Below are 21516 nucleotides of genomic sequence, written 5' to 3'. Positions count from 1 at the left end.
CCGTCACTCCGGCAACAGCGTGCCGGGGTTGAGGCGCCCGGCCGGATCGAAGTGTTTGCTCAGCGCCTGCAAGGTATCCATCGCCAGTGCGCCCTTCTCACGCAACAGGTACGGCGCGTGATCCTTGCCGACGCCGTGCTGGTGACTGATGGTGCCGTGGTTGTCGACGATGGTCTGGCTGGCCGCGTGTTTGAGCGCTTTCCAGCGTGCCAGCGTTGCCGGATAGTCAGCCGCCGGGCGAAACACGTAAGTGGTGTAGATGCTCGAACCTTCACCGTAGACGTGGGACAAGTGGGTGAAGACATGCACGCGTTCGCCTTCGGCGGCCAAGGCCTCGCGCAGGCTGTTTTCGATGAGGTTGAGCAGGTTGTCGACGTTGCTCCAGTCGGTGGCGGTTTCCAGGGTGTCGACGACGTAACCGGCGTTCCACAGGTTCTCGCGCAGGTAAGGGAAACGGAAGCGGTTCTGCGCCCACTTCTTGCCGAGCAAGGTGCCGGTGAATATGCCGCCGAAGGCCTTGAGATGTAGCCGCGCCTGCGCCAGCGACAATGCGTTTTGCCTACGATTACCGGTGACGCCGAAGGTCAGCAGGCATTTGCCCTCTGCTGCCCCCCTTAGCTTCAGATACTTTTCCAGCCAGGCGATTTGTTGCGGGTGACCGGCCAGTGCCAGTTGCGTTTCGGTTTCTACCGCATTGGACAGGCGCAGCATCGACAGCGGTACGCGTGCCTGGGCCAATTGGCGAATGGCTCTGAGAGCCTGCGGCCAATCGGGGAGAAACACACCGTAGAAACGCTCATCAGCAGGCAATGCACTGACCCGCACTTTGACCTCGGAAATGATCCCGAAACGGCCCTCGCAACCGAGCACCACTTCGCGCAAATCGGGTCCGGCAGCCGAAGCCGGGAAAGTTGGAATTTCCAAAGGTCCGGCAAAGGTTTCCAAGGTTCCGCCCGCAAACAATTGCTCGATCCGACCATAGCGCAACGACTGCTGACCGCTGGAACGACTGGCAACCCAACCGCCCAACGTCGACAACTCCCACGACTGCGGGAAATGCCCCAGCGTGTAGCCCCGCGCACGCAACTGACTTTCCACCTGCGGGCCACTCGCACCGGGGCCGAACGTTGCCAGCAGGCTTTGTTCGTCGAGATCGATCAGGCGATTCATCCGCGCCAGCGACACCGTCACCACTGGCCGCGCTGAATCCGGCGGATTGATGTGCCCGGCCACCGAGGTGCCGCCGCCATACGGGATCAGGCACAAGTCCTGTTCGTGGGCGAGCGCCAGCAATTGGCGAATATGTTCAGCGGTCTCGGGAAACGCCACCGCATCGGGATAATTGCCCAGCGCACCTTCGCGCAACGCCAGCCAGTCCGGCAGGCTCTGGCCCCGCGCATGCAACAAACGATCATGAGCATCAACGCTGTACAACGTGCGCGCCGACAACCGCGAGGCCGGCACACGCGCCAATGCCGCTTCAAGCGTGGCATCGGGCAGCGCGCGCCCCTCGCCCAGTCGTTCATGAAGAAACTCCGCGCCCTGGGCCGGCAGTTCGACCACCGTGGTTGCATCTCCCCAGCCGTTCCAGCGTCGCATGCGTGTGTCCTTTTTTGCCGTCAGATCAGTGATATTTCAGGCCCCCATACTAGCCAGCGGCCGCAAAGTGTCACGGTCGCATCCGGCCAGTTCGTGTAGCCAATTGAGTCAAACGTCGCGCAAGCGTCAGCCATTTACTTTAGTCGGGGTTTCAAATTACCTTTCAGGCTATTCGTTCGCCCTCGCCGCCGTTGATCAAAGGAATGGGATCATGCAATCGCTTGGCTTCACCTCGGTTCCGCCGCTGCTCAAATACCTGCGCCATGCCGAGCAACTGGGCATGGCCGTCGAACCGGCGTTGGCGGCGGCGGGTTTGCAGGCGCAGCAGTTGAGCGACAACACCCTGCGTTTGCCCGGTGAGGCGCATGAACGCTTGCTGGATTATTTCTGCGAGCATTCGGGGGATCCGTTGTTCGGGCTCAACGCGGCGAATTTCGTCCTGCCCAATTCGTGGAGCGTGCTCGGCTACATCACCATGAACTGCGCTACGTTGGGCGATGCGATGAGCCGGATCATGCCGTTCGAAAAACTCGTTGGCGACATGGGCGTGAGTCGCGCTGAAGTGCTGGATGGCCACGTGCATTTGATCTGGACATGCCGTTATCAGCGCCCACGGATTCGCCGGCATCTGGTGGAAAATGTGCTCGGTTCATGGCTGCAATATGCACGCTGGATCGCCGACACGCAGATGTCGCCGGCCGCTGTGTGGCTCGAACACTCGTGCCCGGCCGAGGCGACGCCTGCGCAGTACGAGGCGTTTTTCGATTGCCCGGTGGTGTTTGATCAGGCGTATTCGGCGCTGGTTGTGCCGCTGGCGTATTTGCAGTTGCCGCTGCGTCAGGCGGATGCGCAGTTACTGCGAACGCTGGAAGAACATGCGCTGGGATTGATGGCGACGCTGGAGGATGCGTCGCTGGAGCAGCAGGTGAAGAACATTCTGCGGCAGTTGCTTAAGGAAGGCTTGCCGCGCAAGGAACAGGTGGCCGAGCATCTGGCGGTGTCGGTGCGTACGTTGCAGCGGCAACTGCATCAGGCGGGGACGTCGTATCAGCAGATTCTCGATGATTTGCGCCAGGAGCTGGCGGAGCATTATTTGCTCAACAGTACGTTGCCGATTCAGGACATTGCGCAGTATCTGGGGTTTACCGAACCGAGGTCGTTTCACCGTACGTTCAAGAGCCGACGCGGGATGCCGCCGGGGGAGTTTCGGCAGTTGCATCGGGGGTGAATGAGCCGGCGTCATCGCTGGCAAGCCCGCTCCCACAGGTTCAGCGGTGATCACAAATTTTATGCACGACACAAAACACTGTGGGAGCTGGCTTGCCAGCGATGGCGTCAGTTGCAGCCCACAATTCCTACAAGCAAATCTTCGATACCTGAGCGCATTAAACATCCTGCAGCGCAGCTGTTTAAGGACACCCGGCGTTACGCGAAACAGCCCACAAATCCTTGCGCCATAACCTACGCCTACGCCAGAATCCGCCGGCTTGTGCGCCCTGAGCATGCTGCGTAACTTGATTGCGTCACTGATTTCCAGTGATCGGGTTTAGTAGCCCGGAATATTTGGGGCGTATAGCTCATCAAGCAATCGGGTCTTGCCTGAACGTTATGGTGGCTGTGCGTAGGGCGCCCTCGGGCGCGCCGGTTTCCCAGATCCCCGGTCTACTAACCTGCGCATAGCTGCCTCCACTTCTTTTAGTAGAGAAGCGGTGGCCAGCTTAATTTGAGGATCTGGTTAATGTTCAAAGTTACGCCAAACCCGCCGGCCACCGACCCGGCATCCCCCTACGAATCCCCCGACTCAAAGAAATTCCACGAAGCCGCCGAGCGCGCGCTCGACCACTACCTCGGTCCGACGAACGCCGACCTCATGGCCACGCCCTATTCGCCTAACACGCTGTACATGGCCAACCCCGCGGCGAACACCGAATCCCTGCTGACCGACGCCAGCGAAACCCTTGGCTCGGCCACCGTCATGCTCAACAACCATGCCGCGCAGGTTGAAGGCACCCATCGCAAAACTTTGCAGGGCATTGCGCAAGTGGTGATGGTGGCGGAAATGGCGGTCAATCGCGTGCTGGACCAGTTAGTGCCGACCGAGTAACGCAAGAGCCCGCCGGCCAACCCGAAGGGTTGGATGGCGGGCTTCTTTTTGCGGTGTGTCATGTTCCCCTCACCCCAGCCCTCTCCCTCCGGGAGAGGGCTAGGGTGAGGGGCTTTTCAGCTCAGAGACAAATCGCGTTGGTAAACACCAACCGATTACCAAACGGATCCGCAATGGTCATGTCCTGACTCCCCCACGGCATCGCCTGAATCTGCGGATGCGAGAACTTGTAGTCCTTGGCGATCAATTGCTGCTGAAACACCTCCAGCTCATCCGTCTCAATACGCAGCGCCGAACCCGGGCTCGCATCGCCGTGATGTTCGGACAAATGCAACACGCACTCACCGCGAGACACCTGCAGATACAACGGGAAATTCGCTTCGAAACGGTGCTGCCAGTCGATCTTGAAGCCGAGGAAGTCGACGTAGAATTCAACGGCTTTGGCTTCATCGAAGATCCGCAGGATCGGGGTGGTTTTGCCGAAGCTCATGGGGTGCTCCCTGACTGGTTGGCCCGACAGTGTAGTTGGGCTGGATGTCAGCACTTCGGCTTGGTGTCGACAATCTTTAATTGCACAGTGCCACTATGAGATATGGATCAAAAGATCGCAGCCTTCGGCAGCTCCTACAGGGGGGATTTCGCCTGATGAAATCCTTTGCGTAAATCACCTTCGCGCGCCAGAAACCGCCCTTCCCTGCGCCCATTTGCCTGCCCATCGTGGTAACTCAAAACGCCGTTAATCCAAACCCCGTCAATGCCCTGCGCCGCTCTTTGTGGATCGTTGAAATCGGCGACATCACGCACGGTCGCCGGGTCGAACAACACCAGATCCGCCCAATAGCCTTCACGAATCTCGCCGCGCTCCTTCAAACCAAACCGTGCCGCCGACAACCCGGTCATCTTGTGTACGGCGGTGTGCAGCGGAAACAGGCCGACATCGCGACTGAAATGGCCCAACACCCGTGGGAAAGCGCCCCACAGGCGTGGATGCGGGAACGGATCTTCCGGCAGTCCGTCAGAACCGACCATCGACAACGGATGCGCGAGGATTCTTCGTACATCCGCCTCGTCCATGCCGTAGTAAACAGCCCCCGCCGGTTGCAAGCGTTTCGCGGCATCAAGCAACGGCAGATTCCATTCCGCAGCGATGTCGATCAGGTCGCGACCGCTGACTTCCGGGTGCGGCGTCGACCAGGTGATGGTGATGCGATGGGCGTCGGTGACTTGCTTCAGATCCAGCGTCGAAGAACTCGCCGCATACGGGTAACAATCGCAGCCGACCGGGTGGGTTTTCGCGGCTTCTTCCAATGATGCGAGCAGCTCGGGACTGCGCCCCCAGTTACCCACGCCTGCACATTTGAGGTGGGAAATGATCACTGGCGATTTCGCATGTCGACCGATTTGAAAAGCTTCATCCATCGCTTCCAGAACCGGCGCGAACTCGCTGCGCAAATGGGTGGTGTACACCGCGCCGAATGCCGTGAGTTCTTCAGTCAGTTGCATGACTTCATCGGTGGACGCGTTGTAAGCGCTAGCGTAGGCCAGACCTGTGGATAAACCTAACGCACCGTCCTCAAGGCTTTCACGCAATTGCTCGCGCATCGCCGTGATTTCTTCCGGAGTCGCGGTGCGCAACAGGTCATCCAGATGATTGCTGCGCAGCGCCGTGTGGCCGATCAATGCGGCGACGTTCAGCGTGGTATTCGCCGCTTCAACCGCCGCGCGGTAATCGCTAAAACGTGGATAAACAAACTCCGCCGCCGTGCCAAGCAGGTTCATCGGGTCCGGCGGATTGCCTTTCAAACTCACGGGCGAGGCGCTGATCCCGCAGTTGCCGACAATCACCGTGGTCACGCCTTGGCTGAGTTTTGGCAGCATCTCTGGCTGACGAATCACCACCGTGTCGTCGTGGGTGTGCACGTCGATAAAACCCGGCGCCAGCACGCGGCCGGTGGCGTCGATTTCTTCGGTCGCCGTGGCGTCGTGCAAGTCACCGATACGCTCGATGCGGCCCTCGCGAATCGCCACATCGGCGCGGTAACCGGGCACGTTGCTGCCATCGATGATCAGGGCATTGCGAATCAGGGTGTCGTACAACATGTCAGTCTCCCAGCGGCAGGTGGTCGTCGCCGCCACGGTATTCGTCGAGGGCCAGTTTGATCCGCCGCAGACGTTCTTGATTGTCTTCAGGATTGGCCAGCGCCAGCTCGGTCGCGAGCACGTCGATGGCGAGCAGCATGCCGTAGCGCGCCGCCGTCGGTTTGTAGATGAACGAGGTTTCCGCACCTTGCAGCGGCAGGACGATGTCGGCCAGTTCGGCCAGCGGCGAGTCGGCGCGGGTGATGGCGAGAATGCGCGCGCCGTAGTTGCGCGCCAGTTCGACCGTTTCCAAAAGCTCCGGGGTGATGCCGGTCAGCGAGCAGACGATGACCACTTGCTCGGCGTTGAGGCTGGCGGCGGTGACGCGCATCATCACCGCGTCATGACACACCGCAATCGGATAGCCGAGGCGCACCAGCCGCACCTGCAATTCATCGCTGCACAGCGTCGAGCAACCGCCCATGCCGAAGGCGTGAATCATCCGCGCCTGGCCGAGCAATCTCACTGCATCGGCGAAGCGTGATTCGTCGAATCCGGCAAGATGCTGGCGCAGCGTGGTTTCGATGTCGCCGACGATCTGCCCGTAGAACGCCGACTGTTCAGGCGTGCCCGCCGGGTCTAGAAAGCGGCTGCCAACGCCGCTGGCCTGAGCCAGTTGCAGACGCAGATCACGCAGGTCGCGACAGCCGACGGTGCGGGCGAAACGCGACAGCGTGGCGGTGCTGACTTCGGCGCGTTGCGCGAGGTCTTCGAGGCTGGCGCTGGCGGCGAAACCGACATCGTCGAGCATCAGCCGGGCGATACGGCCTTCGCCGGCGCTGAAGGAATCCTGACGGGCGCGGATCTGGTAGAGGATGTCCATGGGCGGCGGGCTCCGGTTACAGCAGGTAAGAAAGGCCGACGGTCAGGCCGAAAGCGACCAGCGAGATCAGCGTCTCGAGCACGGTCCAGGTCTTGAAAGTCTGGGCGACCGTCATGTTGAAGTATTCCTTGATCAACCAGAAGCCGCCGTCGTTGACGTGGGAAAAGATAACCGAGCCGGCGCCGGTCGCCAGCACCAACAGCTCAGGGTGTGGATATCCCAGACCAATGGCCACCGGCGCGACCACGCCGGACGCGGTGGTCATGGCCACGGTCGCCGAGCCTGTAGCGATGCGCATCAGCGCTGCGAACAGCCAGCCCATGATCAGCGGCGACAGGTGGAATTCGTGAGCGAGGCCGACGATCTGATCGGTCACACCAGCGTCGACCAGAATGCGGTTCAAACCGCCGCCAGCGCCGACCAGCAAAGTGATACTGGCCGTTGGCGCCAGGCATTCGTTGGTGAATTTGAGAATCGATTCACGGCTGAAACCCTGGGCGATACCCAGAGTCCAGAAACTCAGCAACGTCGCCAGCAACAGCGCGATCACCGAGTTGCCGATGAACAGTAGGAACTGGTTGAAACCGCCGCCCGGCGTGGAAATCAGGTTGGCCCAACCGCCGATCAACATCAACACCACCGGCAACAGAATGGTCGCCATGGTGATGCCGAAACCCGGCAGCTTGTCGCGCGGTTCGCGGTCGAGGAATTGTTTTTCCAGCGGGTTATCCGCCGGCAAGTGAATGCGCGGCACGATGAATTTGGCGTACAGGGGGCCGGCGATAATCGCCGTCGGAATGCCGATGGCGATCGCATACAGCAAGGTTTGCCCGACCGACGCCTGATAAGCCTGCACAGCGAGCATCGCCGCCGGGTGCGGCGGCACCAGCGCATGCACCACCGACAGGCCGGCGACCATCGGCAAACCGACCATCAGAATCGACACACCCACGCGCCGCGCCACGGTGAACGCAATCGGCACCAGCAACACAAAACCGACCTCGAAGAACAGCGGCAAACCGACCAGAAACGCAATGCAGACCATCGCCCAGTGCGCATTCTTTTCACCGAATTTATCGATCAGCGTGCGCGCCAACTGCTCGGCGCCGCCGGACTCGGCCATCATCTTGCCAAGCATCGTCCCCAGCGCAACCACCAGCGCAATATGCCCCAGCGTCTTGCCCACCCCGGCCTCATACGCCCCTACCACACCCGACGGCGGCATCCCCGCGACCAGCGCCAGGCCGATGGAAATCAGGGTAATGACGATGAACGGATTGAGCCGGTAACGGGCGATCAACACGATCAGCGCGATGATGGCAACGGCGGCATACACCAGCAGCCAATAGCCGAAGTCAGGCGTCATGCGGTACTCCTCGAAAGGGTCACGTTCGAATGGGTTGTGAAACTCATAAATCATTTCGAGATCGAGATTTCAAACCGAATGAAAGTAATTTTCGTGGAGAGGTAAGGGATGTCGCAAATGGATATGTCTTGTCGTGATTAATGAAAATCCACCCAGCGAATTTTCATACCCACACAAGACCTGTAGGAGCCGAGCTTGCTCGCGAAGACGGTGCCACATTCGACATTTCTATCGACTGACACAGCGCTTTCGCGAGCAAGCTTTGCTCCTACAGTTTGATTGCATTGCGTCAGGTGCAACGCGGATAACCTGTGGGAGCTGGCTTGCCAGCGATGACGGCTGCACATTCAACTTGGATGCTGACTGGTGAACCGCTATCGCTGGCAAGCCAGCTCCCACAGGTTCGGTGGTGTTTACAAGGGTTGGTGTAGGACTCACACCATTTCGTTACGAATCCATTCAACCACTGACGTGCGTTTCGGCGCCCAGCCCAGCAGTTCGCGCGCATGTTTGCCGCGCACTCGGCTGTTGGAGCCGAGGCCGTAGTTGGCCATTTCGTAGCCCCATTCGGCTTCGGCGTCTTTCAATGGCCAGTCTTGCGGTTGGCCCAGGTTCAGCGCTTGGCCCATGGCGGTGGTCATGTCGATAAACGACGCTTCGCCGCTTTCGACGAAGTAGAACGTGCCCGGGACGTTTTTGGTCAGCGCCAGCAGGTAGAGGGCGACGACGTCTTCGGTGTGCACGTTGGACCAGATGTTCTGGCCTGTGCCGACGTGGCGCACCACGCCGCTTTTGCGCGCCTGTTTGAGCAGTCGCGGCAATTGCACGCTGTCGCGATTGACGCCCAGGCTGTGGCCGTAGATCAGCGTGTTGCAGATGACGGCGGAATACACGCCATCCTTTGCCGCGGCGAGGATCAGGTTGTCGATGGCCACGCGTGCGGCCTTGTCGACGGTCGGCTCCGGCAGGTTGTCTTCAAAGTAGATGACGTCGCTGGATTTACCGCCCGACGCGTCGCCGACGATGCTCGAACCGCTGGTGTGCAGAAAGACTTTGTTGGTACCGCGCAAGGCATCAAGCAAGGCTTCGACGGCACCGCGATGGTCGCTGCTGGCGGCGTTGATCACGGCGTCGGCAGCGCGGGCCTGTTCGGCGAGCAGTGCTTTGTCGTCGAGGGTGCCGATGACCGGGGTAATGCCGAGTGCTTTCAGCTCAGCAGCCTGTTCGGTGCTGCGCACCAGCCCGGTGACGTTATGCCCGGCCTGAACCAGACCGGTAGCGATCGAGCCGCCGATAAAACCGGCAGCGCCGGTGACGAATACGTTCATGGAGTAACTCCCTGCGTAAGTAAGTGATGGGACGAGTATCGGCCCGTGAGCCCGGGGGAAAAACCGGCCCTCGGCCAATTCACTCTTGCGCAGAGGTCACGAATCAGCCCTTGAAATCGGCGCTGGCGTAGGCGGCGAGTTTGCTCTGGATGAAGTCGAGGAAGCACTGAATGCGCAGCGCCAATTGCGAGTTACGGTAGTACACCGCATTGATCGGCTGGCGATAACCGCTGTTGAATTCGCCGAGCAGGACTTTCAAACGCCCGGCACGGATGTCGTCGATGGTCATGAAGTGCGACAGGCAAGCGATGCCCTGCCCTTCCAGCGCCAGATGACGCACGGTCTCGCCACTGGAGGCGCTGATCGCCGGGGTGATTGGCCAACGGTCGCCGTGCACGTAGCGCAGCGGCCATTGGTTGAGGCCTTCGTTCTGAGTGAAGCCGAGCAAGGTGTGTTCGCTCAGATCGGCGACTTGCTGCGGCGCGCCGTGCTTTTCCAGATACGCAGGGCTGGCGACGATCAGCAGCGGACTGCAACCGAGCGAACGCGCGTGCAACGTCGAATCGGCGAGGGTGCCGATGCGGATGGCGATGTCGGTGCTTTGTTCCAGCAGGTCAATGATCAGGTCATTGCTGTTGAGTTCGAGCTGGATGTCCGGATAGAGCCGGCGAAACTCGTCGATGTAGGGGACCACCGCGTGGAGCATGAACGGCGACGCGGCGTTGATGCGCAGACGTCCGGACGGGGTTTGCTGGCGCGAGGACAGACGTTCTTCGAGTTGATCCATCTGATCGAGAATCAGCTTGGCGTGTTCAAAGAAGTATTTGCCCTCTTCGGTCAGGTCCATGCGCCGCGTGGTGCGGTTGATCAGCGTGGTGTCGAGCTTGGCTTCCAGCTTCGACAGCGTGCGGCTGACGGCCGACGGCGTCTGGCCGACTTGCTCGGCGGCGGCGGAGATGGAACCGCATTCGATCACGCAGACGAAAATCTGCAACTCATCGGATCTGGCTTTCACGGGTGTCCCTTAGGATGGTCATCACCCCTGTATTGTGGTGAAAGAATGGCTTGGGCGGGTGGGGAATTTTCTGTCCACAGAGATCTACTTGTGGCGAGGGGATTTATCCCCGATGGACTGCGCAGCAGGCCCGCTCTGTTTCAGGATCAAGCGCGGGGCCGCTGCGCGACCCATCGGGGATAAATCCCCTCGCCACAATAAATCCCACCACCACAGGTACATCCCCTCAACAATAAATCTCTTCACCACAATAAAACCCATAACCCCAGATTAATCCCCTGGGCACAGGTGGCAGCCTCAAGCCTTAAGGCCAAAAACCTCGGTCAGATGCTGCTCGTAACGCGCCACATCACCCTCGATGTTCGGGCGTTTCATCACGTCCACGCACAAGAACGTCGGCAATGCGGTCATGCCCAAAAATTCGTTGGCCTTGTGGAACGGGAAGTACACCGCATCAACACCTTTGGCCTCGAAGAAATCAGTCGGGTCATCGAACGCTTGCTGCGGTGCGTTCCAGGTCAGCGACAGCATGTATTGCTTGCCCTGAATCAGACCGCCGCTGCCGTACTTCTGCGACGCATCGGAACGGGTGCGGCCATCGCTGGCGTAGAGGCTGCCGTGGCCTTCGGTGAAGACTTCGTCGAGGTATTTTTTCACCGTCCACGGTGCGCCCATCCACCAGCCCGGCATCTGATAAATGATCACGTCGGCCCAGAGGAATTTGGCCACTTCTTCCGCGACGTCGTAACCCTCGTCGATGAAAGTGGTTTTAACATCGAGCCCGCCACGATCAAGCACGCTCAGCGCAGCTTCGTGCAGGGTGGCGTTGTAGCGACCGTCTGAGTGAGCAAATTTTTTACCGCCATTGAGCAACAGCACTTTTTTCATGACAAAACCTCGGCGCAGCCATTGGGCTGGAGTGAGAAGGGAAACTGGAATGGCGGCAGATTAACGGTCCGCCTCGCGCGGAATAAGCCGTGATTACGCAAAATACATTTGACTGAAAAGCACGAATCGAATGCCGATTATTGCCATAGCATGCGCGGCCATCTGCATTTGAGGAGGTATTTGAGATGAGTGAACGCCAGGGTTTTATCCTGCACGCCAAGACCCGCCCGGAAAAATCCGAGGCTTTTGAGGAGCTGTTTCGCGCCTATGTCGAACCGAGCCGCGCCGAGCCTGGTTGCATCGAATACCACATGCTGCGCGACAAGGAAGATCCGTCGCTGTTTATCTTTTACGAGATCTGGGAGAGCCAGGCGCACCTGGATGTGCACTCGAACCTGCCGCACATGAAGGCATTTTTCGCCGAGCGCATGGACTATCTGGAGCGCGATTTCGATATCCGCCCGATCGACATGCTCAGCGCAGCCTCAGCTAAGCGCTGATCAAAAAATGGGCGCCGAGCGCGCCCAGACCGATGAAGAAAACCCGTTTGAACTGCACAGCGCTGATGCGTTGCCGCAGCCATTGGCCGAGCAACATGCCCAGCACCGCCGGAATCAGCGCCAGCAACGAGGCGCTCAATTCACCGCCGCCGAGTGCGCCACGCCAGAGCAGGCCGCCGGCCAGCGCCAGGGTCGAGACGGTGAACGACAGGCCAAGCGCCTGCACCAGTTCGTCACGGCTCAAACCCAGCGCCTGCAGATAGGGCACCGCCGGAATCACGAACACGCCGGTGGCGGAGGTGATGATGCCAGTGATCAAACCACAGACCGGACCAAGCCAGCCTTCATGGCGGGGTTTTACACTGAGCGTCGGCAGAAACAAGCCGCTCAGCGCATACAGCAACAACGCCGCGCCGAGTCCGCGCACCACCCAATGTCCGCCGGCCATGCCGATCCACAAGGTGCCGATGCCGGTGCCAAGGAAGATCATCAGCAACATCGGCCAAAGGCGTTTGATCAGCCCTTGCAGATGTCCGCCGAATGCCAGTTGCCAGAGGTTGGTCAGCGTCGACGGGATGATCAACAGCGCGGCTGCCTGCGAGGGTGCCATAGCCAGACCGAGCAGGCCCATGGCGACGGTGGGCAGGCCGAGGCCGATGATGCCTTTGATCAGGCCGGCGAGAAAGAAGGTGGCGATGACCAGCAAGGACAGGGTCAGGCCGAGATTCTGGTAGAAGTCTGCGAGTGTGTTCATGGCGTTACTGTGCGCCAGTCGGGACGGGGTGAAAATCTGCCATATACTGAGGCTGCCTCTGGAATTTCGAGAGGCTGAAGGCCTTATCGCTGGCAAGCCAGCTCCCACAGTGTTTTGTGTCGTGCACAAAACTTGTGATCAACGCTGAACCTGTGGGAGCTGGCTTGCCAGCGATGGGGCCTGCTTAAACCCCACAAAACCGGCTGCCGACATGCACTTCGACCTCACCGACCTGCGCCTCTACCTGCACATCCTCGACACCGGCAACATCACCGCCGGCGCCGCTCGCAGCCATCTTTCCCTCGCCGCCGCCAGCGCCAGAATCCGTGCGATGGAAGCCTCGCTGGGCGTTGATTTTCTCCAGCGTGGCCGTCGCGGTGTCACCCCCACACCCGCCGGCACCGCGCTGGCGCAACATGCTCGCGTGCTCCTGCAACAGGCCGAACGCATGCAGCAGGATCTGGCGGATTACGCGCAAGGTGTCAAAGGCCAGGTGCGCCTGCTGTGCAACACCACCGCGATCACTGAATACTTGCCGGAAGTGCTCGCCGAATTCCTGCAACACCATCGCAATCTCGACATCGATCTGCAGGAGCTGCCCAGCGCGCGCATTACCCACGCATTGCGCCAGGGCGCGGCGGACATCGGCATCGTTTCCGACGCGGTCGACACCACCGATTTGCAAACCCGAGCATTTCGCGACGATCCACTGGTGCTGATCCTGCCCTGCGATCATCCTTTGTCCGGCTTGAGCGAAGTCAGTTTCAGCGACACCTTGCGCCACGACTTCGTCGGGCTGCGCGCCGACAGCGCACTGGCGGTGTACCTGGAAGAGCAAGCGCTGCACGCCGGCGCACGGATGCAGATTCGCATCCGCGCCGACGGTTTTGATGGCGTGCTGCGCATGGTTGCGATGGGCGCAGGCATTGCCATCGTGCCCCTGGCAGCCATCGAGCGCGCGCCCTCGCAATCGTTGAAAAGCCTGGCGCTGAACGAGCCGTGGGCGCGACGAAAACTGCTGCTGTGCGCCCGCGAATTCGACACGTTGCCGGCGTATGCCAAGTCCCTGCTGCAGGCCTTGTCTGACACTTGAGAACAGAGCACTGGCGACCGATCAGGCTGGCATATTTTTCTGCAAAATAAGCACAAGGAATAGCTTGCAAGGTACGTATACATACGTACTATATCGCCAGAGCGAACGTGTTGCCCGATACCGTTTTCGCACAACGACAACGGACAAGGAAGAACGGATCGGCTCCCAATGACCTACATGGAATGAGGTGACGCTGTGGTTGATTCAACGGAGTTTCGTAATGCAATGGCGATGCTGGGGAGTGCCGTCACCATCGTCACAACCGATGGCCCTGCCGGGCGTTTCGGGTTTACCGCTTCGGCGGTGTGCAGCGTGACGGATTCGCCGCCAACGCTGCTGGTGTGTGTCAATCGCTCGTCGTCCAATCACGAGCATTTCAAAACCAACGGTGTGCTGTGTGTGAACGTCTTGACCGGTGGGCATCAGTCGACGTCCGGGGCGTTCGCCAACCGGCAACTGACCATGCAGGAGCGCTTTTCCAGCGTCAACTGCCAGACCCTGGTGACCGGTTCGCCGGTTATCGCCGAGGCGCTGGTCAGCCTTGACTGCCGCGTCGCGAAGATCGACGAGGTCGGCACTCACAGCATTTTTTACTGTGAAATCCTCGAACTGCAGCACAGCGAAGCCACGGAAGGCCTCGTCTATTTCAATCGCAATTACTACCGTCTGAACGACGAGTTGCGCCTGGCCCCGGATCAGTGATTATCCCTGGAGGCCGGCGTGCGGCAGTCTGCACGCCGGCCTCCAGGTCTAAACAGGGAAGTGACCATGCTATTCAATGAAGACAACTTCGCGGATATCGACCTGAACCTGATCATCATCTTTCTGGTGTTGTTTCGCGAACGCAGCGTATCGCGCACGGCCGAGCGGCTGAACGTCAAACAACCGGCCATCAGCGGGTCGCTCGCGCGGTTGCGCAAGCGCTTTGATGACCCGCTGTTTCTGCGCTCGTCGAGAACCATGCACCCCACCTGCAAAGCCCAGCAACTGGCGCAGGCATTGACGCCGGCGATCAGCCAGATCGAAGCGGTGATTCGGCTCTGAACTTGCGGGAGCTGGCTCCCGCAAGGCTTCAACTCATGAGGCGGATTTCAGGCCCGAGGCGTACTCGACCCGCGCCCAGAACGCGGGCAAAAAACATTCACTGACCAACAGCGGCGAGCCATTGCGGGTGAAACGCGAGCGCCGCGCCAGCAGGCGTTTGGCCTGCGGTGCGAAGCGATGGGAGAGTGCCGTCAGCGGCGCGCCGGGGGCTAACACGGCGCACTGAAACGGCTCGCGCAGGGTTTGCTCCGACGTGTAGAGAATCTCCGCCAATGGTCGTCCGCCGTAGTTGTTCAACTCCGACCAGTCGCTGTGCAACGCCGGCATGCTGGTCAGGCTGCGCGCGGTCACGCACGCCTCGCCATCGAGTTTCATCACCACTTCACGCACCCAGCCAGTGCTGGTCGCGGGGACGTTCAAGGCTTGCGCCTCATCCGGGTTGAGCGCGCCGAGGAACTGCTCGACGACTTCGATCGAATAGGCGCCCATGGCTTTCAGACGCGGCGTCAGCGCTCCCGGCAAAAACAGCCAGTGCTGTTCCGCACCGCTCAATTGCGCCAGTGGTCGTGACGACCAGTAATGACTCGTATCCATACCCGCACTCAACCTCCCTGTTGATCGTCATTGTATTGCTGGCGCTGAAGAACACGGCCTTCAGCGCAACGTCGTGGTCATTGCGTACTGCTGTCTTCGGTCACTTCGTGCTTGCTGATCACATCGACGGTCTGCTCGTCGAACTTGACCGCCGTGAGTAGCGAATCAAGCAAGCCGGGAAACCGCAGGTCCATGTCTTCGCGACGCAGCGACAGCAGGTTTTCCCGACCGTACGGCCGTTGCCAAATCAGACCGCTGTCACGCAGGACCCGCCAGTGGTGAGTCATGGTCGACTTCGAGGCGCCCTTGAGGATCCGGCCGCAAGGATGTTCCTGGCCATCGGCCAAGACTTTCAAGACAGTCAGACGCAACGGGCTGCCCAATGCGGACAGAACATTCTCCAAAAGGATCTGGTCCTGATTGGGGTGATTCGGGACGTTCATAGGTAGGTACCTTTGATGATATAGGCGGGAGAAAACTTGCTTGAATTCGTCTATACGAGAACAGTAAGACTATACACAACAAGCCCCTCCCGGCGACAGCCGTCCCGCTGGCTACGCCACGTCTGTCACTACAGCCCGGCGCTCTGCGCCGCCTGCAACGGTTGCTCCTGGAACCCACCGCCCAGCGCTGCCATCAACGAAATCGAGCTGTCGATGTGCTTGCTGTTGAGGAACGCCAGACGCATTTCGTCCTGAATCAATTGTTGCTCGATGTTTAGCGCATCAAGGAACGTGTCCTCCCCGGCCTTGTAGCGCGACTGCGACAGATCGTAAGACGACTGGGCAATCGTGCAGGCGTCACGCTGCACGACAATCTGTTGCTCGAAAGAGCGCAGTTGCGTCACCGAAATCGCCACTTCGTGCAGGGCCGAACTGAGCACGCGGTTGTACTGCGCGATCGAGCTGTCCAGTTGCGCATTGCCGGCCTTGAGGTCGGAGCGCAGGCGCCCGGCATCGAAGATCGGCAGCGTCACGGTCGGCGCAACGTTCCAGAACTTGCTGACGCCGGCAAACAGCGCATCCCCGGTCAGCGCGTGCGAGCCTGCGGCGGCGACCAGATTGATGTTGGGGTAGAACGTGGTCTTCACCGCTTCGATGTTTTTGTTCTCGGCTTCGACGCGCCAGCGCGCCGCGACGATGTCCGGGCGACGCCCGAGCAGTTGCGCCGGCAATTGCGCGGGCAACGCCACGACGCTGGCTTGCAGACTCGCCGGACGCTCGATGGTTTGCGCACGATCAACGCCTTTGCCGATCAGCGCCGACAACTGCAAGCGAGCGATTTCGATGTCCTCGTTGGCGCCGATCAGCGTCGACTCCGAACGCGCCTTGAGGCTCTGTACCTGCTTGAGTTGCGACAGGTTATCCAGCCCCGAGCCGTAGCGTGAATCGGTCAGCTCGACCAGTTTGCTCAGGCGCTCCAGATCGCGGCGATTGAGCTCCGACACCTGCCAGGCGTAAGCCAACTGGTTGTAGGCCTTGACCACGTTGACCGTCAGAATCAGGCGCGACGATTGCAGATCGACTTCGGCCGCCATCGCGCCGTTCAGCGCCGACTCCCAGGCGGCACGCTGGCCGCCCCAGAGGTCGAAGGTGTAGTTGAAATTGACTGCCAGATTGCGCGCGGTGAAGTACTGGTGCCCCTCGCCGCTGTAGTCCTCGAACTTCGACAGGCGACCACGAGTGACACCGGCCGCCGCGTCCATTTGCGGGTAGCGCTCGGCGTCGCGCAAGTCGAGAAATGCATTGGCCTTGGCCACCCGCGCCGTGACTTCCTGCAGGTCCGGGTTGCTGGCATAGGCCTCCTCGATCAGCGCGCCGAGGCGTGGATCGCCCAACGTCGCCCACCAATCGCTGCGCGGCCATGCGGCCGGCGGCAGGGTGTCCTTGAGGCTGTCGGAAGACGCCTCGCCAAGCGACAACAATTTGCCCTGGTGATTGATCCCGGCGTAGTTCACACAGCCCGCCGACAACAGGATGGAAACGGCCAGGGGCGCCAGCATGAAGCGTGTAATCCGATACATGAAAACGTCCTCACAAGGTGGGTTGTGGCGCACCGGCCATGGCGGCTTCAGTGACGCGGGCCGGCTGCTTGATCGAACTCAGCAGGGTGTAGACCGACGGCAGAATGAACAGGGTGAACAACGTACCGATGAGCATCCCCACCACAATCACCAGGCCCAGGCCGAAACGGCTGTTGGCGCCGGCACCACTGGCGAACAACAACGGCGCCAGACCGACCACCATCGCCGCGGTGGTCATCAGGATTGGCCGCAGGCGTACTTGCGCGGCATGCTGAATGGCTTGCACGCGGTCCATGCCCTGCTTGCGTTGCAGTTCGTTGGCAAACGCGACCATCAGAATCCCGTGCTTGCTGATCAAGCCGATCAGCGTGATCAAACCGATCTGCGTGTAGATGTTCATCGAAGTCATGCCCAGCGCCAGCGGCACCAATGCGCCACAGATCGACAGCGGCACGCTGATCAGGATGATGAACGGATCGCGGAAGCTCTCGTATTGCACGCTCAGCACCAGGTAGATGATCACCAGGGCCAGGCCGAAGGTGAACGCCAGGCTGTTGCCTTCCTGCACGTATTGGCGCGCGTCGGACTGCCAGTCGAAACTGAAACCGGCGGGGAAACTTTCCGATTGTTTTTGCAGGAACTCCACCGCAGCACCCAACGTGACGCCCGGTGCCGGAATGGCCTGGAACGTCGCAGAGTTCTGTTGGTTGAACTGGGTCAGGCGGTTCGGTTCGACCTTGACGCTGAGGGTGGCCAGCGTCGACAACGGCACCGGATTGCCCTTCTGATCCTTGACGTAGTAGAGCTTGAGGGTTTCCGGGGTCAGGCGGTCCGAAGAGATCGACTGTGGAATCACGTCATACGAACGCCCGTGGAAGGAGAACCGGTTGACGTACTTTTCGCCGATCAGACTGTTCAGCGTCTCGCCAATGTCCTGCATGCGAATGCCCAGGGCGTTCGCCTTGGCGCGATCGACCTGAATCTCCACCACGGGATTGTTGAAGTCCAGATCGCTGTCGACCACCGCGAACAGACCGCTGGCCTGCGCCGCTTGCTTGAGCTGATCCATCACGTTGAACAGCGCGAGGTATTCCTGATCGCTGCGAATCACCATCTGCACCGGCAAGCCACCGGTGGAGCCCGGCAGAGGCGGCATCTGGAAGACGAAAATGCTCGTGCCTTCGATCTGGTTCACCCGGGCCTGCAAGTCCGGCTGAATGGTATTGGCATCGCGGCCACGTTTTTCCCAATCGACCAGGTTGATCCCGCCGACGCTGTTGGACAGACCGTCAGTGCCGTTGGCCACCCAGTTGCTGTAACCCTCGGGAATTTCGTTGAAGGTCTCGTAGAGTTTGTGCGCGTACGCTTCGAGGTAATTGAGGTTGGCGTGCTGCGGTGCCTTGATCGCGGTCAGCAGAATGTTCTGGTCTTCCAGCGGTGCCAGTTCGGTCTGCGCCGAGCGATAGAGGAACGGCAGGCTGAAGAAGATCACCAGCGCCACGGTCAGACTGATCCAGCGCTTCGCCAGCGAACCGCCGAGCAACGCGCCGTAACGGCGAGCCAGATTCTGGAAGAAGCGATCGGCCTTGACCGCCATGAACCCTTCACTGGTTTTCGCATCCAGCAAACGCGTACTCATGATCGGCGACAAGGTCAGCGCGACGATGCCGGAAATCACCACGGCGCCGGCCAGGGTCAACGCGAACTCTTTGAACAGCGTGCCGGTGAGGCCGCCCATCAAGCCGATCGGGGCATACACCGCCGCCAGCGTGAAGGTCATCGCCACCACCGGCCCGGCCACTTCCCGCGCACCGATCAACGCCGCATCAAACGGTGTCTTGCCCTCCTCGATATGCCGGTGGACGTTTTCCACCACGACGATGGCGTCGTCCACCACCAGCCCGATGGCCAGGACCATGGCGAGCAAGGTCAGCAAATTGAGACTGAAGCCGAACATCTGCATGAGCATCGCCGCGCCGAGCATCGACAGCGGAATCGTCACCAACGGAATCAATACCGTACGGAACGTGCCCAGGCAGAGGTAAATCACCAGCACCACGATCACCAGCGCTTCGAGCAGGGTGTAAGACACCTCATCGATCGACGACTGAATGAAGTGCGCCACTTCGAAAGGAATCTGTACGGTCACGCCCGGTGGCAAGGTTTCCTGGATTTGTGGCAGCAATTCGCGCACACGCTTGACGATTACCAGCGGGTTGCCGGTCGGCGCCGCGTCGAGTCCGAGGAACAGCGCCGGCACATCGCTCATTGCGCCGCTGGTATCGGTCGATGCCGCATTCAGCTCGACCGTGCCGACATCGCGCACTCGAATGATGTGGCCGTTATCGTTGCGCAGCACCATGTCGCGGAAGTCTTCCACGCTGTTCAGGTCCGTGTTGACCCGCAGGTTGCTGACCACATACAAACCTTTGACCTGACCGGGTGCGGCCTGGAAGTTGTTGCCCTCGATGGCGGTCGAAACGTCCTGTCCGGTCATGCCGTAGCCAGCCAAGCGTTGCGGGTCGAGCCACAGGCGCATGGAGAGTTTCTGCTCGCCCATGATGTTGATCTTGGCCACCCCTTCGATGCCGGCGAACATCGGTTCGACGACGCGGGAAATGTAGTCCGACATTTCCGGGATGGTCAGGTTGGAACTGGCAAACGCCACGTAAGCCACGCTGGTGAAACCGCCCGAGGTGCGTTCCACCACCGGGTCGTAGGCATCCTTGGGCAAGCGATATTTGATCTGGTTGACCTTGGCCATGACCTCGGTCAGCGCCGCGATGGAATCACTGTTGAGCGCCATGCGGATCGTTACCTGGCTACGGCCTTGGGTCGACGCCGACGACAGATAATCGATCCCTTCGACCGAGGCCACCGCCTGACTGATCGGCTGCGTGACGAAGCCTTGCATCAGTTCGGACGAGGCGCCCGGGTACTGGGTGGTGACCGTGATGGTCGACGTTTCCAGCATCGGATACTGGCGAATCGGCAGGTTCATCAGCGCCCGGACACCGAACAACAGAATCAACGTGCTGACCACCACGGCCAGCACCGGCCGGCGAAGAAAGAGGTCGGTGAAATTCATTTTTCCAGCCCGCTGAGTTTGAGAGCAATGGTGTCCGGGATACCTTCCACGGCCACGCCGTCATGCAGTTTCAATTGACCCGAAGTCACCACCTGCGCACCGTCGTCCAGGCCCTTGTCGACCACGGCCCAACCGTCGCGGCGCTCGCCGACCTTGATGCTTTCACGCTTGACCTTCTGCACACCGGCTTCGTCGGTGTAGACCGAGAACACACTCTCGCCGTAGGCGTTGTAGGTGATGGCGGTTTCCGGGATGAGCAATTCGGCGGTCTGCGGCAACGTCACCGAGACCCGCGCATACATGCCTGGGCGCAGGAGTTTTTTGGTATCGGTGATGACCGCTTGCACATTGATGGTGTGGGATTGGTTGATCTGTGGGTCGACCGCAACGATCTTCCCGGCAAACGTCTGATCCGCCCAGGCATCGACCTTGGCCTGCACGGTCTGGCCCAGTTGCACCCGCGAGCCATCGCGCTCGGCGAGGGTGAAATTGACCCGCAGCACACCGGGATCCGTCAGCGTTGCCACCGCGCTACCAGCCTGCAGATATTGGCCGAGGTGCGCCTGGCGAATACCGAGGGTGCCGGCGAATGGTGCACGGATATGACGCTGGGCGATCTGCGCCTGCATGCGCTCCATGTCACCTTTGGCTGCGTCGTATTGCGCTCGGGCGCTGTCGAAGGCGCGGCGGCTTTCTGCACCGCTTTTGGCCAGTTCCTGAACCCGGGAAAATTGCGCCTTGGCCGATTCGAACTCGCCTTTGAGGCGCACCAGTTCACCCTGCTCCGGCGCGTCGTTGAGCTTGAGCAACACCTGCCCCGCCGCCACTTGATCGCCGGACTCGAAATCGATGTCGACCACTTTGCCGCTGACTTCGGCCGAGACCAGCACCTGACGCTGCGCTTCCAGTTTGCCGATCGCTTCAAGGTAGTAGGTGTACGGTTGTTTTTTGGCCACGGCCAGACCGACCCGCGTACTCGGGATGCGCTGGTCGGCAGCGGCTTGCGGTGGCGCCCAGAAGCGCCAGCCGAGCACGGCGGAAAAGATCAGTACGAGGAGAAGAAAAACCAGCGATTTAATGATATTTCGGGCAAGCATATGGCACTCCCTTGACTCTTATTGCGAGCACAAAAGTTCAGTTATTAAGAAAATAAAGGCT

20 protein-coding genes are annotated in these 21516 nt (G+C 60.2%); 6 read left to right on the top strand and 14 right to left on the bottom strand.

Annotation, left to right across the window (positions count from 1 at the left end):
- Positions 1 to 3: 3 nt before the first annotated feature.
- A complete protein-coding gene (locus EJA70_RS06325) occupies positions 4 to 1599 on the bottom strand; it encodes an FAD-binding oxidoreductase (RefSeq protein ID WP_158830176.1) in 1596 nt (531 codons plus the stop codon).
- 211 nt (positions 1600 to 1810) lie between these two features.
- On the opposite strand from EJA70_RS06325, the gene EJA70_RS06320 reads away from it, so the two are divergent.
- Together EJA70_RS06320 and EJA70_RS06315 are read left to right on the top strand one after the other, a co-directional pair.
- Positions 1811 to 2827, top strand: a complete 1017-nt coding sequence (locus EJA70_RS06320; RefSeq protein WP_158830175.1) for an AraC family transcriptional regulator — start codon at positions 1811 to 1813, stop codon at positions 2825 to 2827.
- A 510-nt stretch (positions 2828 to 3337) separates the two neighbouring features.
- Positions 3338 to 3703 (top strand): DUF6124 family protein, encoded by a 366-nt coding sequence (locus EJA70_RS06315; RefSeq protein ID WP_158830174.1) that lies wholly within the window; start codon positions 3338 to 3340, stop codon positions 3701 to 3703.
- 121 nt (positions 3704 to 3824) lie between these two features.
- Here EJA70_RS06315 and EJA70_RS06310 read toward each other — a convergent pair whose 3' ends face one another.
- The 7 genes from EJA70_RS06310 to EJA70_RS06280 all read right to left on the bottom strand — a co-directional run bounded on the left by EJA70_RS06310 (position 3825) and on the right by EJA70_RS06280 (position 11262).
- Positions 3825 to 4193: a glyoxalase superfamily protein gene (locus EJA70_RS06310; RefSeq protein ID WP_150646848.1), complete on the bottom strand. Its 369-nt coding sequence runs from the start codon at positions 4191 to 4193 to the stop codon at positions 3825 to 3827.
- A gap of 134 nt (positions 4194 to 4327) precedes the next feature.
- Positions 4328 to 5803, bottom strand: a complete 1476-nt coding sequence (locus EJA70_RS06305; RefSeq protein WP_158830173.1) for an amidohydrolase family protein — start codon at positions 5801 to 5803, stop codon at positions 4328 to 4330.
- A gap of 1 nt (position 5804) precedes the next feature.
- Positions 5805 to 6665, bottom strand: a complete 861-nt coding sequence (locus tag EJA70_RS06300) for a MurR/RpiR family transcriptional regulator (RefSeq protein WP_158830172.1) — start codon at positions 6663 to 6665, stop codon at positions 5805 to 5807.
- Positions 6666 to 6681: 16 nt separating this feature from the next.
- Positions 6682 to 8031 (bottom strand): GntP family permease, encoded by a 1350-nt coding sequence (locus EJA70_RS06295; RefSeq protein WP_158830171.1) that lies wholly within the window; start codon positions 8029 to 8031, stop codon positions 6682 to 6684.
- Positions 8032 to 8465: 434 nt separating this feature from the next.
- Complete coding sequence (locus EJA70_RS06290) at positions 8466 to 9359, bottom strand: NAD-dependent epimerase/dehydratase family protein (protein WP_158830170.1); 894 nt, start codon at positions 9357 to 9359, stop codon at positions 8466 to 8468.
- Between the two features lie 103 nt (positions 9360 to 9462).
- Positions 9463 to 10374 (bottom strand): LysR family transcriptional regulator, encoded by a 912-nt coding sequence (locus EJA70_RS06285; protein ID WP_053116979.1) that lies wholly within the window; start codon positions 10372 to 10374, stop codon positions 9463 to 9465.
- A 297-nt stretch (positions 10375 to 10671) separates the two neighbouring features.
- Positions 10672 to 11262: an NAD(P)H-dependent oxidoreductase gene (locus EJA70_RS06280; protein WP_008083391.1), complete on the bottom strand. Its 591-nt coding sequence runs from the start codon at positions 11260 to 11262 to the stop codon at positions 10672 to 10674.
- Positions 11263 to 11447: 185 nt separating this feature from the next.
- On the opposite strand from EJA70_RS06280, the gene EJA70_RS06275 reads away from it, so the two are divergent.
- Positions 11448 to 11762 carry a putative quinol monooxygenase gene (locus EJA70_RS06275; RefSeq protein WP_158830169.1) on the top strand — a complete coding sequence of 105 codons (315 nt, stop codon included), beginning with the start codon at positions 11448 to 11450 and terminating at the stop codon, positions 11760 to 11762.
- Here the strand turns inward: EJA70_RS06275 and EJA70_RS06270 are convergent.
- On the bottom strand, positions 11752 to 12516 hold the full coding sequence (locus EJA70_RS06270) for a sulfite exporter TauE/SafE family protein (RefSeq protein WP_158830168.1): 765 nt from the start codon (positions 12514 to 12516) through the stop codon (positions 11752 to 11754). The two genes, EJA70_RS06275 and EJA70_RS06270, sit on opposite strands and share 11 nt — an antisense overlap.
- A gap of 211 nt (positions 12517 to 12727) precedes the next feature.
- On the opposite strand from EJA70_RS06270, the gene EJA70_RS06265 reads away from it, so the two are divergent.
- From EJA70_RS06265 to EJA70_RS06255, 3 genes are all read left to right on the top strand, one after another.
- A complete protein-coding gene (locus tag EJA70_RS06265; RefSeq protein WP_158830167.1) occupies positions 12728 to 13609 on the top strand; it encodes a LysR substrate-binding domain-containing protein in 882 nt (293 codons plus the stop codon).
- A gap of 195 nt (positions 13610 to 13804) precedes the next feature.
- Positions 13805 to 14311, top strand: coding sequence for a flavin reductase (locus tag EJA70_RS06260; RefSeq protein ID WP_045123182.1), 507 nt, complete (start codon positions 13805 to 13807; stop codon positions 14309 to 14311).
- A 66-nt stretch (positions 14312 to 14377) separates the two neighbouring features.
- Positions 14378 to 14653, top strand: coding sequence for a LysR family transcriptional regulator (locus EJA70_RS06255; protein WP_008083384.1), 276 nt, complete (start codon positions 14378 to 14380; stop codon positions 14651 to 14653).
- Between the two features lie 33 nt (positions 14654 to 14686).
- Here the strand turns inward: EJA70_RS06255 and EJA70_RS06250 are convergent, their stop codons facing one another.
- The 5 genes from EJA70_RS06250 to EJA70_RS06230 form a co-directional block, all read right to left on the bottom strand.
- Positions 14687 to 15247: a chorismate lyase gene (locus tag EJA70_RS06250; RefSeq protein ID WP_158830166.1), complete on the bottom strand. Its 561-nt coding sequence runs from the start codon at positions 15245 to 15247 to the stop codon at positions 14687 to 14689.
- Positions 15248 to 15324: 77 nt separating this feature from the next.
- Positions 15325 to 15690: a helix-turn-helix transcriptional regulator gene (locus tag EJA70_RS06245; RefSeq protein ID WP_008083365.1), complete on the bottom strand. Its 366-nt coding sequence runs from the start codon at positions 15688 to 15690 to the stop codon at positions 15325 to 15327.
- 128 nt (positions 15691 to 15818) lie between these two features.
- On the bottom strand, positions 15819 to 17270 hold the full coding sequence (locus tag EJA70_RS06240; RefSeq protein WP_158830165.1) for an efflux transporter outer membrane subunit: 1452 nt from the start codon (positions 17268 to 17270) through the stop codon (positions 15819 to 15821).
- Positions 17271 to 17280: 10 nt separating this feature from the next.
- Entirely contained in the window at positions 17281 to 20358 is a 3078-nt protein-coding gene (locus tag EJA70_RS06235) for a MexW/MexI family multidrug efflux RND transporter permease subunit (RefSeq protein ID WP_008083358.1), read from the bottom strand.
- Entirely contained in the window at positions 20355 to 21455 is a 1101-nt protein-coding gene (locus EJA70_RS06230) for an efflux RND transporter periplasmic adaptor subunit (RefSeq protein WP_158830164.1), read from the bottom strand. The genes EJA70_RS06235 and EJA70_RS06230 overlap by 4 nt, the downstream gene beginning before the upstream one ends.
- Positions 21456 to 21516: the final 61 nt, after the last annotated feature.

It is taken from the genome of Pseudomonas sp. PB103, assembly GCF_009764635.1.
GTDB lineage: Bacteria > Pseudomonadota > Gammaproteobacteria > Pseudomonadales > Pseudomonadaceae > Aquipseudomonas.
This window is presented reverse-complemented; position numbering and strand designations above follow the sequence as displayed.

Bases quoted from the DNA above. Each gene is read 5' to 3' on its own strand.
- EJA70_RS06230 (WP_158830164.1), bottom strand. From the start codon at position 21,455: ATGCTTGCCCGAAATATCATTAAATCGCTGGTTTTTCTTCTCCTCGTA.
- EJA70_RS06245 (WP_008083365.1), bottom strand. From the start codon at position 15,690: ATGAACGTCCCGAATCACCCCAATCAGGACCAGATCCTTTTGGAGAAT.
- EJA70_RS06305 (WP_158830173.1), bottom strand. From the start codon at position 5,803: ATGTTGTACGACACCCTGATTCGCAATGCCCTGATCATCGATGGCAGC.
- EJA70_RS06310 (WP_150646848.1), bottom strand. From the start codon at position 4,193: ATGAGCTTCGGCAAAACCACCCCGATCCTGCGGATCTTCGATGAAGCC.
- EJA70_RS06300 (WP_158830172.1), bottom strand. From the start codon at position 6,665: ATGGACATCCTCTACCAGATCCGCGCCCGTCAGGATTCCTTCAGCGCC.
- EJA70_RS06295 (WP_158830171.1), bottom strand. From the start codon at position 8,031: ATGACGCCTGACTTCGGCTATTGGCTGCTGGTGTATGCCGCCGTTGCC.
- EJA70_RS06270 (WP_158830168.1), bottom strand. From the start codon at position 12,516: ATGAACACACTCGCAGACTTCTACCAGAATCTCGGCCTGACCCTGTCC.
- EJA70_RS06255 (WP_008083384.1), top strand. From the start codon at position 14,378: ATGCTATTCAATGAAGACAACTTCGCGGATATCGACCTGAACCTGATC.
- EJA70_RS06275 (WP_158830169.1), top strand. From the start codon at position 11,448: ATGAGTGAACGCCAGGGTTTTATCCTGCACGCCAAGACCCGCCCGGAA.
- EJA70_RS06265 (WP_158830167.1), top strand. From the start codon at position 12,728: ATGCACTTCGACCTCACCGACCTGCGCCTCTACCTGCACATCCTCGAC.
- EJA70_RS06315 (WP_158830174.1), top strand. From the start codon at position 3,338: ATGTTCAAAGTTACGCCAAACCCGCCGGCCACCGACCCGGCATCCCCC.
- EJA70_RS06290 (WP_158830170.1), bottom strand. From the start codon at position 9,359: ATGAACGTATTCGTCACCGGCGCTGCCGGTTTTATCGGCGGCTCGATC.
- EJA70_RS06240 (WP_158830165.1), bottom strand. From the start codon at position 17,270: ATGTATCGGATTACACGCTTCATGCTGGCGCCCCTGGCCGTTTCCATC.
- EJA70_RS06235 (WP_008083358.1), bottom strand. From the start codon at position 20,358: ATGAATTTCACCGACCTCTTTCTTCGCCGGCCGGTGCTGGCCGTGGTG.
- EJA70_RS06325 (WP_158830176.1), bottom strand. From the start codon at position 1,599: ATGCGACGCTGGAACGGCTGGGGAGATGCAACCACGGTGGTCGAACTG.
- EJA70_RS06320 (WP_158830175.1), top strand. From the start codon at position 1,811: ATGCAATCGCTTGGCTTCACCTCGGTTCCGCCGCTGCTCAAATACCTG.
- EJA70_RS06250 (WP_158830166.1), bottom strand. From the start codon at position 15,247: ATGGATACGAGTCATTACTGGTCGTCACGACCACTGGCGCAATTGAGC.
- EJA70_RS06280 (WP_008083391.1), bottom strand. From the start codon at position 11,262: ATGAAAAAAGTGCTGTTGCTCAATGGCGGTAAAAAATTTGCTCACTCA.